Below are 19202 nucleotides of genomic sequence, written 5' to 3' on the forward strand. Positions count from 1 at the left end.
ACTCAGGCCTTGAAAGCCGCTTAACAGAAATGTCCAACTTTACGGGGTCACTTCAGTTGCCCATCACGGCTTTTTTGTTCTTTGCTGTCACATGAATCGGGGAGGATGATTCTGTGACTCGTCTTGCTACTCAGAAGTTAGCTTGTTAATCAGTGAATAGGCTCGCCGTTAAACGAGCCTACCGCTGATTATAGTTTTACTTCTTGTTGCTTTGCTGTTTTCGGTAAAGAAACGCTTAGCAGGAAGTAACCTAGAATTGCAGCTGTTGTAGATCCCATCAGGATGCCTAGTCGAGCTAGTGTGTCAAACTCTACATTCGTTGGGCCAAATGCTAGTGATGAAATAAAGATAGACATTGTAAAACCAATACCACACAGGACAGATACTGCGAAGATGTTCATAAAGTTCACACCTTCAGGGAGCTTAGCAACACCCAATTTCACCGCACCCCAGCTGAATGCAAAGATACCAAGAGGCTTACCAATCAATAGACCCATAGCGATACCAAGCGGTAGCATACCTGTTAGGCTTGAGATTGAGATACCTTCCAATGAAATACCTGCGTTTGCAAAAGCAAAGACTGGCAAGATTGCAAAAGCGACGTATGGGTGCAGAGCATGTTCTAGATGCTTCAGCGGAGAATGTTCACCTTTATTGCCTTTCAGTGGGATAGCAAAACCAATCACTACACCAGCCAGCGTTGCATGAACACCAGACTTCAATACTGCAAACCACAGAATTGCACCAACAATGAGATACACACTCAGCTTAGTTACATGCTTGTTGTTTAGCATGAACAGCACACCAGTTGCGATGAAACCAACCGTTAACGCAAGCGTTGATAGGTCGCCTGAGTAGAACAGTGCAATGATAACAACAACGCCAAGGTCATCGATAATTGCTAAAGCCAATAGGAACACCTTCAAGCTAACCGGTACACGGTTACCAAGAAGAGCCATAATACCCAATGCGAATGCGATATCAGTCGCTGCTGGGATAGCCCAACCTTGAAGCGCTTCAGGGTTACTTGAATTAAATAGCACGTAAATAAGTGCAGGAGCTAGCATACCACCCACAGCTGCGATAGCTGGGAAGATTGCTGTCTCTTTAGACTTTAATGCGCCTTCTAAAAGTTCGCGCTTAACTTCTAAGCCGATTAGAAGGAAGAAGACAGCCATTAAGCCATCGTTAATCCAGTGAGACACAGACATACCAAGAACGTAACTATGTAGTACACCTTGGTACATTTCGTTCAGTGGTGAGTTTGCTACAAACATTGCGATCGCCGCAGCGATGACTAGTATGATGCCGCCAGCAGATTCCATTTTAAAGAAGTCACGGATGACGTCGGTCATGATTTCGCCCTTATATTTATTATTTAAATAAACGAATAACAAAGAATAACCACGAGTTTATATCCAAGTTTAATTGATAGATAATCACTTCTTCGGATGTTTAACTTCGGTTTTTCCTACAAATACTAAACAATACGTCGTATATTCCATAATGTTGTTATGCACCATGAATTAAGTATAGATGAGATCATCGAACCTGTATGCACAATTCATTGGGGGACGCTAAAAGGCGCAGGCATAAAAAAAGGCTATCAAATTATAGCCTTAGGTGTTTTTTAGTAGCCAGTTAACTGCATAAAGCCTGTCGCTTCATGGCTCCCGCTCGCCTTAATCGGCCCTTCCCAATATGGTATGACAAATGGAAGCCACATATCCCTGCGTATAATACGCGTTGTGAGGTTGATATCGTGCTTAGGGACGTTAATGATCCACTGCAAAGGCATCCGTCTTCCATTCATCAACGTTGTATTTTGCAATGGTTGAATGGAAATGTCGGATTCCGTTAATTGGTAAACTTTGCCTGAGCGCGTTGCTAATGTCCCGAATATGTAAGGCAACTGTTGGTTATGACGATAGCGGTTAATGCTCAGCGCTGTGCCGTCATCGAGGTTAAATACAAACCAATCCCAACCTTGTTGGCCCACTCCAAGTAAGCCACTGCCCCACTCTTTATGTACCCACGCAGTTCCTTCCACTTCCTTGGTAACGCCGTCTAGGTTCAACACACCGCTCAACGATAAAAATGGAGCGCTGAAGTTATAAGACGCGACAGGTAATAAGTCGTGCTTTTTCTGATAACCGTTATCGCCGTTGAGCACATAGGGCCCTTTTGCAATGGTGTCGAGTTCTAGTCCAAACGTATCAGTTTGCACTTGAAGGCGCCCGGGGAATGGGGTGTTGCCGAGTGCACGCCAGTTCCAGTTATCAATCCAAAGTCTGAATGGACGATTAGTCATTCCCGCTTGGCCAATACCGCCACGAGCCATGCGCTGTTCTTTCCATACTTTGGACTTAGAAGAGGCCACCACATTTGAGATATAGACTTGAGGGCTTTGCCACCCCGGTGTTTCACGTTCGTCCGTTGCGATACGAAAAAAACTCCACTGAACCGAATAGTCTTTACCATCATCACCTTTCAAAGATGCAAAGTAATGCCACCACTCGTGCTGAAACTCTGGGTGGAACTTAAAATCTTGTGGTAGCGAAACATTACGGTCTGGCAAAACAGGTTCGAACACATTGAAGTGTTCATTAACCAATATTGAGTTAACTTCATTCACGCCCTTTTCACCAGGATCGATGAAATAGGAGTAATAACCCCAAACACTTAAAAAGATGCCGAAGAAACTGATTAATAGCAGAGAAGACAGAATTCGTTGTCTTAACTTAGTTGAAGTATTCCGTAAAAACATACTAAAGCGCATCCCTCAGTGACTTCATCGGAGTGTTCCGAATCATTCTCATCACTGGTAAAGCACCAGCTAGCATCAATGCTGCCATGGCCCATGCAAATGTCTGCAAATAGTCCCAAGGAATCACTTGTAACTCAAGTGACCACCCAAAAGACTGCTTTATCACGATATCAACAATTAGGCTCGCTAGCGCTAATCCGAGCGGAATCGCAATTAAGGAGGAAATAAGCCCAAACACAAACAACTGCAAACTACCTGTCAGGATCAGTTCTTTCGCCGAGACACCCAAACAGCGCTGCAAGGAAATATGCCTTTGGCGAGACACTTCTCCCGCAACCGTCGCAAAGAAAATACCGAAGACGGCGATAACCAAGGTGATGTTACCTAATGTATCTGCAATCGCGAACGTCCTATCGAACACCCGCATCGCTTGACTGTGGATGTTGTTGTTATCGAAAACGCGCTCGGAGCCAAGCCTGAATACGCTTTCTAATCGGCTGCGAAGCCCTAATGAATTCACATCGTCTTTGAGTATTACCCCAAGGCCGACATTACCCCGCCCTGCAAAGCCATACAGCCAGTTTCGATGCGACATCATGACTTGATGGTAAGGATTACCGTAATCGTAATAAACACCGACAACCTGCCAACCAGAGCCGAGACTATCATAGAGGTCAATGTAGTCGCCAGGGCGAATCCCCAGCTTGAGAGACATCGATTCACTGATCAACACGCCTTTAGAGTGATGTAAGTGATACCAGTAATTCGGAATACCTAATTTGATCGTCAGCGCTTCTAGCTCACCTTCAGAAGGCCCCGTACTGACCACCTGAATACTACCGACTGGAGACGCCACATCTTTCTCCCAACGCCACCAAACCGAATCCACTTCAGGTTGGTCGGATAACCAATTACTCATACGAGCAGCGGCATTGTTGGTTGGGTAGATATACAGATCGGCAGCCAAACGCTGTGTTAGCCATTTATCAGTGGTATCTCTAAAGCTACCGACCATGGTTTCTACACCAATATTGGCTGTTAAGGCTAACATAAACGCCATCGTCGCCACGCCACGGTAGCTCATACTGGAAGCTGCATCAGCAAAGAACCAGCGAGCACGAACCCAGCGCAACGAATAAGAGAGGCTGTTAAATAACTTCCACATCAAAAACGGGGTAAATAGCGCCACACTGATCAGCATTAGCGCGATAATCGCAAAACCCGTTTCTTGAGTCTGAGGGGCTTGATACACAGCAACAGCAGCAACCAAGAAGCCACAGCCAATCAACGCTTGCCAAGTGAACTCGGTACCCGCAAAACGCATCAAAGACAAACGAGAAGACAGACGAATCGGTTGAGACTTAAGTAAACGAACCAGTGGCCACGCACACGCTAAGAAAGCACCAATCAATGCCATCAGTAAGCTGTAACCACTCCAACGCCAATTCCAGTCGATCGTTAAGCCGACGTTAGCGTCGTATAAATCGCCCAAGCTTGAAGATACGGCAGGTAACAATTGGTTTGCTAGCATCACGCCAAATACATTGCCGCAGATCCAGCTCAGTAAAACCAATAGCAGTAACTCTAAACAGAGCGCTTTAGTCAGTTGCCAACCAGACACACCCGTTTGTCTTAAAATCCCGACTAACGGTTGACGCTGAATAAAAGAAAGCGACATTGCTTGATAGAAAATGAACAAGCCAACCACAAACGACAGCATACCCATCGCTTTTAGGTTTAAGTGGAACGCACTGGTCAGCGACTCAAGCTCTGCCTTAGAGCTACGAGAGATCGTCAAACCATTAGGTAACATATTTTTAAGACGTTCAAACTTCTCAGTGGGCATGTCTGAACAAGCAATCACTGAAAGCCCAGCACTTCGTTTAAGCATTCGGAGCAAGGAGATATCCGCAATCAACCTTGTACCATTAATCATATTATTTTGATCAACAACCACAGGACCAAGTTCAGAACCATCCATCAAAGGGATGTAATCACCGTTGTGCCATTCCATGCGTTCAGCAAGATCATCACTGACAAGGATTGGATATGGTGGCTTCATGAGGTTCAAAGCGGTGAGATCTTTTAACGCTATACCAGGTTGTAGCTGAAGCATAGAAACAGGATCTATACCGACAACCATGAAGTTTGCGCCATTTTCATCAGTGATACGATGGTGATCAAGAGGAGAACACTGTTGAAAACCTTCACGGCGAAGTTGGATATAAAAGCCTTGCGGGATTTTATTGGCGTTGTGTTTTGGTCGAATACGGTAAGGAAGAGGATTCGAAAAGAGTTTTTCGCCATGCGCATAGCTTTGCTTGGCGTGTTGGTTGATAGCAGTAACACCAACCAAAAGTGATACGCCGAGGGTTAAACCAAGCCATACCAAAATAATCTGCAGTGGGTAACGTCGATAGTGACCGAGTAGTGCCTTAACTACGGGCCATAACATGCAGTTGCCCTCCTTGCAGACGGATCCTACCATCCATATGCAGAGCTACTTTTTCACTGTGTGTTACCAACAGCAACGTACATTCTAATTGACGAGCCAAAGAGGTCAGCAAACGCATTACCGCTTCTGCATTACGCTCATCTAAACTACCGGTCGGCTCATCGGCCAGCAATATTTTTGGTTCCATATACAGCGCACGCGCAATGGCCGCACGTTGTTGTTGGCCACCAGACGCTTCTTCAGGGTAACGGCCAAGTAAAGGCATAAGATCTAAAGCAGAGAGAATCTGTCTCCAGAGACCTTTGTCTTCAGGTAAGCCTTTTAACTGGCGGCAAAAACGGATGTTATCGGCAATATTTAACGTTGGCAGTAAGTTGAATTGCTGAAAAATATGGCCAATGTTGTTTCTGCGATAAGCGGTGCGGTCACGCTCGGTTGAGTCGTGCATATTGAAGTGAGGAAAAGCGATTTCACCTGAGTCCGCTAGGTCTAAGCCCGCGATAAGATTCAGTAAAGTACTTTTACCTGAACCGCTTTCTCCCATTAATGCCAGCTGGTCACCTTGGTTTAATGTTAATTCAGCACCTTGCAAAACAGGGTGAAACTCCCCCCCATCGACATAGCCTTTACATAGGTCTGACAGCTTTAACATTAAACAGCTCGCATTAGTTAGAATTTGGAAGGAGAATCTACACTAATTCCCTGTTAGGAGGAAGTATTTTGAAAGATAGATCACACGCCAACGATAAAGTGATGCGATTGGTGCGCCCTACTTCAACTTCCTATCAAGTTTTTAATCCATTTTCTTGTTTTCATGCGATAGAGCGACCCGCCCCACTTGAGGACTTCTTCCGTTAGGAAAAGCAGATATACCCACTCAGGTGGAAACTTAAAATAGATAGCCGCGATGGCTGCCAATGGGATACCGATCACCCACTGAGCAATCAAATCTTGATAGAGGCAGAACTTCACATCACCACCCGCTCTCAACACCCCAACGATCACAGTCAATGGCACCGAGCGAATGACAATACCCACACAGAGGATCAGAATGAACTTCTCTGAGAGGGCTCTGGTTTCTTCCGTCAGTGCGCTAAAGGCATTAAGTATTGGCGTTTGAACGAAATAGAGAAAAACGGCTACAACAATACTAGTTAAGAAACACAAAATTGTTAAGCCAAGCGCTTGATAGTAAACCGCTTCATTGTTTTTCGCACCAAGTTGATTACCCACCAAAACAGCTGCCGCATTCGAAAGGCCAATCAATAAACTCAATGAGATAGATTCAACCGGCGTCATGACCGATAGCGCAGCCAGACCTTGAACGCCCGATTGCCCCATGATCGCGTGGTAAGCAAACAAACCACCCGCCCATGCTAAGAAGTTAAACGTGGTCGGCAGAGACAGCTTCAAGAAGCGAACCACCTTATCAATCGAAGCTGCCGCTTTAATATCGCAAAACTTAAATGCTAATAAATGCTTAGAGAAATAGAGATAACCAAACAAAGTCGCGACTTCAATCGCGCCACTCAGTACCGTCGCAATCGCCGCACCTTTGATTCCAAGCGCAGGAAAGCCTAAGTTACCGAAGATCAGCACCCAGTTTAAGAACACGTTAGACAGGATGCCGATACCGCTGAAAAATGTACTTAGCCCGGGTTTGTGCATCGCTCTCAAACCCACAGCCATACTGCTGACACACGATACCGCTAGCATGCTAAATGACGTAATTACGATGTATTCAACGCCTAAGTTGATGACCTCTTGAGAGTCGGTCGTCACGCCCATGATTTGTGCAGGAAATGAAACGAAAAACGCGATAGTCAGTAAAGCAAACAGTGTCGACACCAGCCACGTCAGCGCAGTGCTTTCTCTCACACCTTGTCTATTACCCGCGCCCCAATATTGAGCAGTAAGAAGAGCACCGCCCGTGGTAACACCCACCAGCATAATGGTCGTCACGAACATCGCTCGGCTCGCCACACCCACAGCTGCGATGTCTGCTTCGCCAAGTTGGCCCAACATCAATACATCCACCAAGGCTCGGCTTGAAAACATAATGCTCTGCAAGGTGATAGGCAGTGCAATCGCAATAAGCCTGCGAACAAAATCACCTCGTGTGTGATGAATAATTGAAGAGAGCAACATAGAGAGATACCTAAACGGAACGTATTGATGAATAAAGATAAATATCGCGCTATTATATCAATGTTCGGTTTTTAACCACAGATATAAATGGAGTAACAATGAAGAAAGTACTGGTTTTAGGCGCTTCTGGATATGTTGGTTCGCAACTCCTCCCTCTCCTGCTTGAGCAAGGCTATCAAGTCACGGCAGCGGCAAGGCATATCGACTATTTAAAGGCACGGACCGAGCCTCACGAAAGCTTATCGCTTGAGTATCTTGATCTGGCCGATCAAGCTGCGACACAAGCCTTAGTCCCCGACTTTGATCTTATCTTCTTTCTCGTCCATGGCATGGCAGAAGGCCACGACTTTATCGATTATGAGCTGAACTTAGCCCGTAACTTTGTTTCTGCTCTTGGGCCAAAGAATCAACACGTCATCTACCTGAGTTCTTTACAGCCTCAGACTGGTGATTCAGAGCACCTTCAAGCGAGAAAGAAAACCGGCGAATTGCTTCGTAAAGGGCCTGTACCCGTTACCGAACTTCAAGCTGGCGTGATCATTGGCCCAGGATCTGCGGCATTCGAGATCATGCGAGATTTCGTGTACAACTTGCCGATTATGATTGCGCCAAAATGGGTTGACTCTAAAGCCAACCCGATTGCTTTGCAGAACCTGAACCACTATTTACTAAAACTCGCACAAGACACGCCTAGCGAAAGCCAAACCTTTGAGGTTGGCGGGCCGGATATTGTCTCTTACCGAAACCAATTTGCTCATATTGCTAAAACCGCCGATCGTCCACTCAAACTATGGGCGACATCGCTACTGACACCAAAGATTGCTTCATATTGGTTAGGTGTGGTGACTTCTGTACCGTCTAACATAGGCAGAGCGCTTCTCGCGGGCTTAAAACATGACTTTATTGCCAGTTCGACCATCATTAGAGAAAAGTACCCTCAGAAGCTTATCTCGTTCGAAAATATGGTTGAGCAAGCGATTCACGCTGAAGGAAATTTCGTGAAAAGTAATGTTTGGGGCTTTGATAAGACCGCCTTCAAACGCTGGCAAGCTGGGTACGGCTATTACCCTAAGAAAACAGGCGCAAGTATCACCTCAAGCGCATCTTTAGAATCCCTTTGGCAGGTCGCTCAGCAAATAGGAAGCCCGAAGCAAGGTTACTTCTTTGCTAATGCTCTATGGCGCACACGCGAATGGTTAGATCTTCTCTTTGGCGGTGGTGTACCGGTTCGACAAATGCCAGAAGGGCCCAACCTAAAAGTCGGTGACAAAATCGATTCATGGAAGGTCATTCGCTGTGAAGAGAATCAGTTTTTATCCCTGCTTTTCGGTATGAAAGGCCCCGGTTTAGGACGACTCGAGATTACCGTCTCTGACCACGGTGACTCTCGCGAGCTGAATATCTCGGCTTGGTGGCATCCAAAGGGGTTTCTAGGGTTACTGTATTGGTTTGCTATGATGCCAGCCCACCTGTTTATTTTTAAAGGCATGGTGAAGGCAATTGAGAAGCAGGCTAAAGAACAGGATTAAAAGCAGATGCGAGATTCGGGTAACGGGATGCGAAAAGACTTAACAGCAAATTAGCGACACGCGCTATGAGAGACAAAAAAGAGCGGATAATTCCGCTCTTCGTATCTCTCATCTCGAATCCGCTATTAGCCGATAACGCTAATTGGGATCTCAGCCAGTTGGTTGCCTTGGTTAGCAGGGTAAACGATGTATTCACCGTGATACTTCACCGCAGACTTATAGTCCGTTACTTTGTGAAGCATGAAGCCCGCTTCCATCGCCGCTTGGATGAACTCAGCATGGTTGCCACGAACAAACCAGTTCATTGGCTTAACCATCAACTCCCCGTCGAAAGAGTCGTCACACTGTTTACCGCATAAAGCAAAAGAGTGCTCGCCATCGGTGAAGAATTGAATCTTGCCGCCAGTCGTTAGCTCGTCTTCACTCGATACGCTCCAACCCATCTCGTACATTTTGTCCATGAACGCTTCAACATCACTGTCTTTTAGCGTTTTAGGCTCTTCGCCTTCAGGGAAAAAACGTCCGTAAAACGCAGAAATACGTTTAAAGGTAAAAGTTAAATCAGAGTTGTTGCCTTTTGAGCGACCCTGTTTCTGCCAGCGAACTAAGTCAGGCACAATCACGCGATCATAAGCTTGAGATTTAATCGCTTTTGTTACCCAACGAACAAGATAAAGGTTGTTCGCGATAGGTGCGTCGATCGCTTTACCAGACTTATGCAGAGCATACAGCTCGCCCAGCGCATCGTTCACTAACTTCTGAATTTCAATATAGTATTTTGACATTATGCCTTCTTTCCTAATGTCCAATATAGTAATGCTGACAGTATTGCACATGCTGCCATCATCATAGCCATTGGCCCTGCAGTGTCACTTGGTAGCATAGCAACAATTGCCCCCACTACAGAACCAGTACCAAATCTTAATGTGCCTGCAAGCGAAGAAGCTGTGCCGGCCATATTCGGGTATCCGCTTAAAAGCAGTGCCATTGAGTTACTACCAATGGTAGACAGTGTGCCGATAAACAGCATCACGAATGGCACAATACCCCACAAACCGATATCTAACATCCAACCGACTAACAGACCTAAGCCCGCAAACAGTTGAATGGTTAAACCGACTCTGAGCATAGCGTGAGAGCCCACTTTCTTAACGATTCGACCGTTGATGCTCGTCATCAAGATCATAGCAACAATATTCAAGCCGAACAGGTAGCCAAACAGATCAGGGCGAACGCCATAGATATCGATGTAAACGAATGAACCTGCCGTTAAGAACGCAAACATCCCTGAAAATGAGAATGCACCAGAGAAAATCAGGCCCATCGCCGTTGGGTTCTTACACAGTCGAGCATAGTTACGAATCGTTGTTTTAAAGCGCAATGGTTGTCGGTTTTCTGCAGGAAGCGTTTCTGGGATCTTCATCGATACCGCCAGAATCACGATCACCGCAAAAATAGCCAGAACCCAGAAAATTGAACGCCAACCGAACCACAACGCTAAGTAACCGCCAATCATCGGAGCAACCAATGGCGCAACTGTCATCACCAAAGTAACGAAAGACATGGTTCTTGCGAAATCTTCACGATCGAACATATCTCTTACCACCGCTTGGATGATAACGGCCGCCGCAGCACCAGCAAAACCTTGAGCGGTACGGATGTAAGTCAGCGCTTCAATGCCATGAGTTGTCGCACTCACCATAGAAGCGATAGCAAACAAGAACACACCAATAAGCAGTACAGGCTTGCGACCATAGCTATCCGCCAACGGGCCATGCAGCAACTGCCCCAGCGCGAAACCTGCGGTATAGGCTGTTAGCGTGATTTGTACCTCACCCGCCGTCACACCAAGATCTTTAGCAATGGTCGGCATCGCTGGCAGATACATATCAATGGCTAGCGGAGTAAGTGCACCAATCGCACCTAGAATCAAAAACAGCACTAAGCCTAATTGAGGTGTTTCTAGTTGGGAGCTTTGGCTCTGTGAGGTCGATGTTTGCATGGTTCTCCGAATGTTCAACTGATAGAGCTAGGGACTAGCGTGAGTACGCGAGTCAAAGATTGGCTGAGACTTTCCTAGTACCAGTCAACATCATCAGCCGACGCTATCCATGGTCGGCTTTACAACGAAAGGGCTATTTCCAGCAAAAGTGGTCTCTTGTTAAGAACAATTTCTTGTTAAGAGCAACTTCTAGCTAAGGACTACTTCCAGATTGAATCGACTTCTTCTTGCGTTAGGTAACGGTATTCACCTAACTCTAAAGATTCGTCCATCTCAATTTCGCCAATACGTTCACGGTGTAGTGCTTCTACCTTGTTACCAAGAGCAGCAAACATACGTTTAACTTGGTGGTATTTGCCTTCGTGAATCGTTAGCAGCACTTCACGCTCAGCACGAACTTCTAGGTGTGCTGGAAGTGTTAGGCCATCTTCGCTCTTAAGCTGGATGCCCTCTTTGAATTTTTCAACGTAATCGTCTTCAACAGGTTCAACCAACCACACACGGTACGTCTTCTCGCACTTGTGCTTTGGTGATGTGATGCGGTGAGACCACTTACCATCATCGGTAATCAACACAAGACCCGTCGTATCAATATCTAGACGACCAGCAAAGTGCAGCTTGTCCATTTTGATTTCATCGAGTAATTCAAAGGCGATACGATTTGCGCCATCTTCATGCGAACAAACAAAGCCTTCTGGCTTATAAAGCATGATGTAACGTGGGCCGTGAACATTCAGTTCATTGCCTTGCCATTCCACAACGCACTCTTTAGTTACCTTGAGTGAGCCGCTTTTTTGAATGACATCATTTACTGTCACTGCCTTGGATTTTAATAAGTGTGTTGCTTCTCTTCGAGTGACGCCTAATGCATCGCACAGAAATTTATCTAAACGCATGAATACCTCAACTAATCTAAGTCGGGTATTATAGTCACCTTTGCTCAATTAGTTGAGCTATTTCACACTATTTGTTTTCCTTCTTACAAGACGCGATATGTATACACTCCGCCCGTACCAAGCTGATTCTGTAAAATCAGTGATTCATTACTTCAGAAAACACCAAACTCCGGCAGTGCTCGTGCTTCCGACAGGTGCAGGAAAAAGCCTTGTGATTGCAGAGTTAGCAAGGCTTGCGAAAGGTCGAGTGTTGGTGCTTGCTCACGTAAAAGAGTTGGTTGAACAGAACCATGAAAAGTATGAAGGTTACGGGCTGAAAGGCTCGATTTTCTCTGCGGGTTTAGGACGCAAAGAGACCGACCAACAAGTCGTGTTTGCTTCGGTGCAATCTGTGGTGCGAAATCTCGATTCATTCTCTAACCAATTTTCGCTGTTGGTTATCGACGAATGCCACCGTGTTCCCGATGAAAAGACCAGTAGTTATCAGAAAGTCATCACTCACTTACACGAGAATAATTCGGGCATCAAGGTACTTGGATTAACAGCGACCCCATATCGTCTTGGGATGGGTTGGATTTATCAATACCACACTCGCGGTCAAGTGCGTTCAGATGAGCCACGTTTCTTCCGCGACTGTATCTTTGAGCTGCCGATTCGTTACCTGCTCGATGAAGGTTTCTTAACTCCTGCACGCATGATTGATGCACCCGTGTTGAGCTATGACTTTTCGCAGTTAAAGCCCGCGAGCACTGGTCGCTACAAAGAAGCAGAACTCGACATGGTGATCGAGCAATCGAAACGAGCGACCCCACAGATTGTCGATCAGATTATTCACCTAGCCCAAGATAAACTAGGCATCATGGTATTCGCTGCGACCGTTCGACACGCGCAAGAGATCCTCGGCTTATTGCCAGAAGGTGAAGCTTCAATTGTGATTGGTGATACACCAACTCTCGAACGTGACCAAATTATCAGCGACTTCAAAGAACGTAAAATCAAGTTTTTGGTTAACGTATCGGTATTAACCACAGGTTTTGATGCGCCACACGTCGATTTAATCGCGATTTTGCGCCCGACAGAATCCATCAGTTTGTATCAACAAATCGTTGGCCGTGGCTTACGCCTATCTCCGGGTAAAAAAGAGTGTTTGGTGCTCGACTATGCGGGCAACAGTTACGACCTCTACCAACCTGAGGTTGGCGACCCTAAACCCGATTCAGACAGTGAAATCATCACCATCCCTTGCCCTGCGTGCGGCTTCAATAATAACTTTTGGGGCAAGCTAGACAGCAATGGCTTCTTGCTTGAGCACTTTGGGCGCAAATGCCAAGGCTACTTTACCGATGAAGACACGGGCGAGCGCGAGCACTGTAATTATCGCTTCCGAGCGAAATATTGCGGTGAATGTGGTGCTGATAATGACATTGCTGCGCGCATTTGTCATGAGTGCGATGCAACCTTAGTCGACCCAGACAAAAAGCTAAAAGAAGCACTGAACCTAAAAGATGCCTTGGTATTTGAATGCTTGGAAATGGACCTCAACGTGCTTAAAGACGAGAAAGGTAAATCACAACTTAAGGTCACCTATCGCGGAGAAAACCAAGCGCAAGTGCATGAGTTTTGGTCATTAACCAGCAAAAAGCAGAAGCAGAACTTCAAAGACCAGTTTGTTCGCCCTCACCTTGCAGACAGACATCGCCCTTTCGAAGAAGCCTCACCGACGAAAGTGGTTGCTCACCAACATAGATTCCGCCCACCTCAATTCGTGATTGCCCGTAAAGTCGGACGCTTTTGGAAAATGAGAGACAAGATATTCGAAGACGAACTACAGCAGCGTTAAGGTTAAGAATAAAAGTAAGTCTTACGTTCTTAACACTCGGCAATTAATCTTATGTATTAAAGCCTGCGCCATTTAAGCGTTAAGTTTTTCGGTATCAAATTCTCATTATTAATCAGGTTCACTTTCTGTTCAGAATTACTTTTTTATACTGAACGCTATCAACCTTCTCTAGGATTCGCTATGTTTAGTAAAGCTATGATTTCTTTGTTTTCTATAAGCTTAGGCTTATTTGTCGCCGCTAGTGCGTGGGCTGACTCAGATCATAACGGTCATGATCTTGTACAAGATGTCCATAAAGCGGGAACCCGTATCGAATTTGAAGAAGATCAAGACGAAGTCTACGAAGCCGTACGCGAAGGCTATATTCGCCCTTTCTCAGAAATGTATGCGGCGGTTGAAAACGATCTTCATGGCAGAATCATTAAAGTAGAACTAGAAGAAGATGACGACATTTGGGTGTATGAACTAAAAATCAATTACCAAAACAACATCATCAAAGTCGAATACAACGCTGAGACGTTAGAAATGCTTATGATCAAAGGCCGCAACTTTAAAGACGCAATTAAACACGGCGACTAGTTACGTACGACGAAGAGCTAAGCACGACGAACAGTCATTAGAAGAAATTAGAAGAACAATTATGAAAATTTTAGTCGTTGAAGATGAGCCTCGTTTGGGCCAACAAATTATTGAAACACTTGAGGGGGCCGACTGGGTTCCAGAGCTCTCTCAAGATGGTATCGACGCACTCTACCGTGCAACGTCAGAAGAATGGGACGCGATTGTCCTCGATTTAGGTTTACCTAAGCTTGACGGCCTAACGGTATTAAAAGGCATTCGAGACGAAAACATCAACACGCCAGTGATTATCTTAAGTGCTCGTGACACGCTAACTCAACGTGTTGAGGGCTTGAACGCCGGTGCTGATGACTACCTAACTAAGCCATTTGAGATGGTCGAGCTGATTGCCCGTATCCGAGCTCAACTGCGCCGAGCATCAGGCAGTGCTGCTCCGATACTTCAAATCGGTGATCTAAGCCTAGACACACGCAGTTCTAAAGTGTTGTGGCAAGGTCAAGCAGTTAGCCTCACGGCGCTGGAATATAAAGTTGTCGCGTACTTCATGCATAACCAAAACAAGGTTATCTCGCGCACTGAGTTGGTTGAGCATATCTACAAGCAAGACTTCGACCGAGACTCAAACACGGTTGAAGTGTTCATCGGTCGTATTCGTAAGAAAATCGCACCAAAGATCATCAAAACCGTTCGTGGCCTTGGCTACCAACTGAATGCTGAATAGCTCAGTCGTCAATCACGCCAAGAGCAACCATTAATTAAGTGGACAGCCTGTTCTGATCATCGCAATACGATAAGTTACGATGAGCAAAGGCAGGTTGGAAATGCATGAATCTAAAGAAACGAACACTTAAAAACATCAGTTTAAAAAGCCGCTTGCTCCTTGCTGCGGCTTTTTGGCTAGGTGCGATGATATTAGCGGCTGGTGTCGGGATTCCGAAACTGGTTAACGACTACCTCGTCGATGACATGAAGCAGCAGCTTGGCTTAACCATGGATGAGTTAACCGCCAATATCGAAACCAATGACAGTGGTAACCTGATCATGGCAGAGCGTCTGTCTGATCCTAGGTTCAACCAGCCCTACAGTGGTATTTATTGGCGCGCCGCTACCCAAGAGCAGATCATTCGATCTCGCTCGCTATGGGATAAAGACCTCACCATCAAGCGTTCACCGATTCACACATCAGTCAAAGGGCCAGAGAAAGAAAAGCTGATTTACATCGAGCAAGATATCTACCTGCCTGAACTGAGCGACCCTGTCACGATCACCATTGGTATTGATGAAGATCCATTAGAATCCACACTGACAGAGCTTACTGGTCAAGTCTGGTTGATCCTAATGTTGCTGTTTGTTGGCGTGCTGATGTTGATCGGTATTCAAGTCAGTTGGTCGTTATTACCGCTCAGCAAGATGCAACGCGAACTGGTAATGCTAAGAAACGGCGAGCAACAAGGGTTAAGCGATAACTACCCGAAAGAGGTTTCTCCATTAGTCTCTGACCTCAATGCCCTGCTCTTTCACTATCAAGAGTTATTAGAACGAGCTCGTAACCACGCGGGTAACTTATCTCATGCGTTGAAAACACCGCTTTCAGTTCTAAAAAATGAGATAGAGCGACTTCCAGAGGATGACAAGGCACTGCTGCAACAGCCCATTCATCAGATTCAAAGCCAAATTGATTATCACCTTGGCCGCGCTCGTATGGCAGGTGCAATGAACATTCTTTCGGTGAAGTCTTCACCTTGTGAGCGTGTTGAAGCTATCTCAATGGCGTTTGATAAAGTCTACGCAGCCAATGAAGTCACCATAATTAACGAGCTAGACTCTGAGATTGAAGTGGCGGTAGAAAAAACCGACCTTGATGAAATGGTCGGCAACCTACTCGAGAACAGTTACAAGTGGGCTGGCAGCATTATTCGCGTCCATGCAAATGAACTCGACGATGGCAACATAGAGTTGGTGATTGAAGATGATGGCCAAGGCATTCCTGAAGAGAAGCTTGAGCAAGTGACCAAACGTGGCGTCCGACTTGATGAAACCACACCAGGAACAGGCTTAGGGCTTAATATCGTAAATGAAATGGCACACAGTTACCGAGGCAGCCTAACGCTCAGCAAGAGCTCAATGGGCGGCTTAAAAGCTTCTCTGGTGCTTAAAGTAAGTAAAGGCTGAACAAGCTAAGTAAAAGTTAAACACAATAAGCCCTAACGTAATGCTAGGGCTTAATTCTATCGACCTTATATACAACTCTATATATCGTTCACAGCAACATCCAAAGTTTGTGAATTATCACTAAGGGTCGTTGCTCCAATCGTTAATACCCGGCCATCAGTGTAATAGTCATGATCGTCATTGATCACTTCCACCGTTGCTAATGGGTACTTGTCTAACTCGATGTCTGGTAGTAACGTTCGTATCTGATTAGCAAGCCGATCTCGCTCTTCATCAACATTAGGGTCAATGTTATGAAGCACGGTCACAATGCCTGAGTAAGGCGTGACTTTAAGGCCATCATCATAGCTAATTGCGCCTAACCACTGAGGCTGGTTAGTTTTAATATCAACACCTGCACGCCACCAACGAATATGGCTGCGCTTCATCAGGTTACCCGGCAATTGAAAAGCCATATCTTGCGGCTTGTCTCGCCAATATAAATCAGACACTGGCGGCGTTTTTTCTCTAAGCAATGCGAGATAACCAACCCATTCAATCTCATTTCGAGAGAAGGTTTGATTCTCTATCCAGCCTAATTGCTTCATTAAGTCTCTTGGGGTTGCTCCAACATAAATTACGTTGATCGCTTGCGCCGAGTAGAACGAAGATTTACCGGGGAACGCTTTATAGGTAACCGAGTTCCAGTCGACTTTGTTTATTTGAGCCGTCTCTGGTTGATTCTGAAAGTCATCCGCTTTCCAGAAAAAGTGAGCGTAGTTCGCAAACAATACCCACGCCAACAACAGCGAACTAGACTTAAGTACTAAGCATCGCCACTTCATTCGGTAACCGATAATGGTGAAGACTAATACCGCGAACACACCAACGATCAAGCTATTATGCTCCGAGATAAATATCTTAAGGCTATTAAGCCACGGGAAGTTTTCAACGCCGTGCGCCAGTAACATGCCCCAAGCAATGAACTGCCCTCCACCAAGGGCCAAACCGATAAACGCCAACACACTAAAATTACGCCACGGTACACGATGCGAGCCAGCTATAAATGGCACAACCCAAGCGATAGGCCCTAATAAACGAGCAAAAAGAATGATGTATGTGCCTTTGCGAGCAACCAGATAGCGGCAGCGCGCAATTAATCTTTTGGTTTTAGGGCGAAACTTAATGAGCCTTCGTTGCACCTTAACACCGTATTTATAACCAATGAAATAACTGAGTTGATCACCAAGCAAACCACCTAGCATCACCAAAACCAACGCCATCCATGCACCTGAATACAGTTGAAAGCCCGCTGCGATAAAGAACGGCTCTCCCGGTACAAATAGGTTTGGGCCAATGAGAGCATCACCCAATGCTCCCAGAAACAACCCTAGTCCATCAAACATAACAACCTCAATGCTTACTGTTCTTTGTAGTGACCAAACTTGTAGTTCATTTCGTTGTTACGCATTTCGCCTTTAAAGAAGCGTCTTACATTGGCTTTAAGGTAAGTTGAACCCGTCTTCACAACACCATCTTGATCTAATCGACGTGGGTCAAAGCCAAAGGTCATATTTAGGAATCTAAATCGCCATGTTTTGCTCGCACGTTTTACATAATCACAGTCCTCACAAAGGACAATCTCTTCATCGAAACCACCGATCTCTTCATGTGCTCTTTTGGTTGAGAAAATACACGCGCCAATCGCGGTCGGGAAAAAGAACTGCGTCGCAAATAAGCCCGCATTAAACAGCCCATAACCGAGTTTATGAACCAGTGGCAGCCCTTTTGAACTCATGTATACGCCAGCAACTTCAAGCTTGTTCTCTTCTAACTCATAAAGCGCCTTCGCAAGGAAGTTACGAGGCAGGCTTACGTCGGCATCCAAGAAAAGGATTCTGTTGTATTGCGCCAAAGCAGCCCCGGTGTTTCGACCAAGGCTAACACCGCGTTCTTGCATATGGTGGACTGTCAGTTTTGGCAATGCACTTTCATAGGCTTGTGCGACTTCTCGGGTGTTATCTTCACTGTTCGAGTCGACAACAATCACTTCAAACTCTTGGTGGGTTTGCACGCTCAACTCTTCCATTAAGCGGCTAATGCGTTTCTCTTCGTTTAGCGTAATTACGACAATGCTTACCGGTTCCATATTTTCACCTATTCATTCTGCTGTTTAATTAACACTAAGATTAACGAACTAAGACTTAACCAAGTCTTAGGCAAACATTCATTTTCCGTTCATTAACTTGATGATTTAGCAGTGATATAAATAGATAAGGATTGCGATGTAAAAGGGAGTAAAATGCGCTAAACAAGCGTTAGCGAGCGTTTTATCTCCAAACGAACCCATTATCGAAGGAAATTCACTTTGAAATGGGCTTCTGACTTGCTCATATTGGAATGTGATGTTAGTATCCGCGCTCGCTTAAGCATGAACTTTTATGTTTAAGCATTACCACACACTCAAGGTCGCATTGAGGTGTGAAGTTAATTTTTACTAATTTGAGAGTAAAACTATGAAATTTGAAGCAGTAGTACGTACTGAACTAGGTAAAGGTGCGAGCCGCCGCCTACGTCACGCTGGTAAATTCCCAGCTGTAATCTACGGTGGCGAAGCTGAAGCTGTAGCTATCGAACTTGTTCACGCTGACGTGATCAACCAAATGGACAAGCCTGAATTCTACGAAGCAATCACTCTACTGATTGACGGCGCAGAAGTTAAGGTTAAGCCACAAGACGTTCAACGTCACGCGTTCAAGCCAAAAGTTGAGCACATGGACTTCATCCGCATCTAATTCCCTACCAAGGAATAAGATTGGATTAATCCAGCCTTCT

The 19202-nt window shown here is 45.5% G+C and carries 16 protein-coding genes; 6 read left to right on the forward strand and 10 right to left on the reverse strand.

Annotated elements, in window-relative coordinates; translation table 11 throughout:
• Positions 1-188: 188 nt before the first annotated feature.
• The 5 genes from nhaA to AB6F11_RS02390 all read right to left on the reverse strand — a co-directional run bounded on the left by nhaA (position 189) and on the right by AB6F11_RS02390 (position 7370).
• Entirely contained in the window at positions 189-1355 is a 1167-nt protein-coding gene (gene nhaA / locus AB6F11_RS02370) for a Na+/H+ antiporter NhaA (protein WP_010441484.1), read from the reverse strand.
• A 275-nt stretch (positions 1356-1630) separates the two neighbouring features.
• Positions 1631-2779, reverse strand: coding sequence for a lipocalin-like domain-containing protein (locus tag AB6F11_RS02375; protein ID WP_102393810.1), 1149 nt, complete (start codon positions 2777-2779; stop codon positions 1631-1633).
• On the reverse strand, positions 2769-5222 hold the full coding sequence (locus AB6F11_RS02380; protein ID WP_102393811.1) for an ABC transporter permease: 2454 nt from the start codon (positions 5220-5222) through the stop codon (positions 2769-2771). The genes AB6F11_RS02375 and AB6F11_RS02380 overlap by 11 nt, the downstream gene beginning before the upstream one ends.
• Positions 5203-5874 (reverse strand): ABC transporter ATP-binding protein, encoded by a 672-nt coding sequence (locus AB6F11_RS02385; protein WP_017060385.1) that lies wholly within the window; start codon positions 5872-5874, stop codon positions 5203-5205. The genes AB6F11_RS02380 and AB6F11_RS02385 overlap by 20 nt, the downstream gene beginning before the upstream one ends.
• Before the next feature lie 122 nt (positions 5875-5996).
• Complete coding sequence (locus AB6F11_RS02390; RefSeq protein WP_102393812.1) at positions 5997-7370, reverse strand: MATE family efflux transporter; 1374 nt, start codon at positions 7368-7370, stop codon at positions 5997-5999.
• A gap of 98 nt (positions 7371-7468) precedes the next feature.
• On the opposite strand from AB6F11_RS02390, the gene AB6F11_RS02395 reads away from it, so the two are divergent.
• A complete protein-coding gene (locus AB6F11_RS02395; RefSeq protein ID WP_102393813.1) occupies positions 7469-8899 on the forward strand; it encodes a DUF2867 domain-containing protein in 1431 nt (476 codons plus the stop codon).
• A 125-nt stretch (positions 8900-9024) separates the two neighbouring features.
• Here AB6F11_RS02395 and AB6F11_RS02400 read toward each other — a convergent pair whose 3' ends face one another.
• From AB6F11_RS02400 to rsuA, 3 genes are all read right to left on the reverse strand, one after another.
• Positions 9025-9684 carry a DUF2913 family protein gene (locus AB6F11_RS02400; RefSeq protein ID WP_017060382.1) on the reverse strand — a complete coding sequence of 220 codons (660 nt, stop codon included), beginning with the start codon at positions 9682-9684 and terminating at the stop codon, positions 9025-9027.
• The gene (locus AB6F11_RS02405; protein WP_017060381.1) at positions 9684-10901 is read right to left on the reverse strand and encodes a Bcr/CflA family multidrug efflux MFS transporter; all 1218 of its coding nucleotides are present in this window, start codon (positions 10899-10901) and stop codon (positions 9684-9686) included. The genes AB6F11_RS02400 and AB6F11_RS02405 overlap by 1 nt, the downstream gene beginning before the upstream one ends.
• Positions 10902-11101: 200 nt before the next feature.
• Entirely contained in the window at positions 11102-11797 is a 696-nt protein-coding gene (rsuA, locus tag AB6F11_RS02410) for a 16S rRNA pseudouridine(516) synthase RsuA (protein ID WP_102398597.1), read from the reverse strand.
• A 97-nt stretch (positions 11798-11894) separates the two neighbouring features.
• Here rsuA and AB6F11_RS02415 point away from each other — a divergent pair, with 97 nt between their 5' ends.
• The 4 genes from AB6F11_RS02415 (at position 11895) to AB6F11_RS02430 (ending at position 16388) form a co-directional block, all read left to right on the forward strand.
• Positions 11895-13637: a DEAD/DEAH box helicase gene (locus AB6F11_RS02415; RefSeq protein WP_102320610.1), complete on the forward strand. Its 1743-nt coding sequence runs from the start codon at positions 11895-11897 to the stop codon at positions 13635-13637.
• A gap of 180 nt (positions 13638-13817) precedes the next feature.
• Complete coding sequence (locus tag AB6F11_RS02420) at positions 13818-14216, forward strand: PepSY domain-containing protein (protein WP_102393815.1); 399 nt, start codon at positions 13818-13820, stop codon at positions 14214-14216.
• 61 nt (positions 14217-14277) lie between these two features.
• Positions 14278-14937 carry a response regulator transcription factor gene (locus tag AB6F11_RS02425; protein ID WP_017060377.1) on the forward strand — a complete coding sequence of 220 codons (660 nt, stop codon included), beginning with the start codon at positions 14278-14280 and terminating at the stop codon, positions 14935-14937.
• Positions 14938-15041: 104 nt separating this feature from the next.
• Entirely contained in the window at positions 15042-16388 is a 1347-nt protein-coding gene (locus tag AB6F11_RS02430) for an ATP-binding protein (RefSeq protein ID WP_017060376.1), read from the forward strand.
• 77 nt (positions 16389-16465) lie between these two features.
• Here the strand turns inward: AB6F11_RS02430 and AB6F11_RS02435 are convergent, their stop codons facing one another.
• Positions 16466-17773: an LssY C-terminal domain-containing protein gene (locus AB6F11_RS02435; protein ID WP_102393816.1), complete on the reverse strand. Its 1308-nt coding sequence runs from the start codon at positions 17771-17773 to the stop codon at positions 16466-16468.
• A 14-nt stretch (positions 17774-17787) separates the two neighbouring features.
• Positions 17788-18516: a glycosyltransferase gene (locus AB6F11_RS02440; protein ID WP_017067216.1), complete on the reverse strand. Its 729-nt coding sequence runs from the start codon at positions 18514-18516 to the stop codon at positions 17788-17790.
• Positions 18517-18883: 367 nt separating this feature from the next.
• On the opposite strand from AB6F11_RS02440, the gene rplY reads away from it, so the two are divergent.
• A complete protein-coding gene (rplY, locus tag AB6F11_RS02445) occupies positions 18884-19162 on the forward strand; it encodes a 50S ribosomal protein L25 (RefSeq protein ID WP_017060373.1) in 279 nt (92 codons plus the stop codon).
• Positions 19163-19202: the final 40 nt, after the last annotated feature.

Source organism: Vibrio sp. 10N.247.311.14, assembly GCF_041467715.1.
Classification (GTDB): Bacteria; Pseudomonadota; Gammaproteobacteria; order Enterobacterales; family Vibrionaceae; genus Vibrio; species Vibrio crassostreae_C.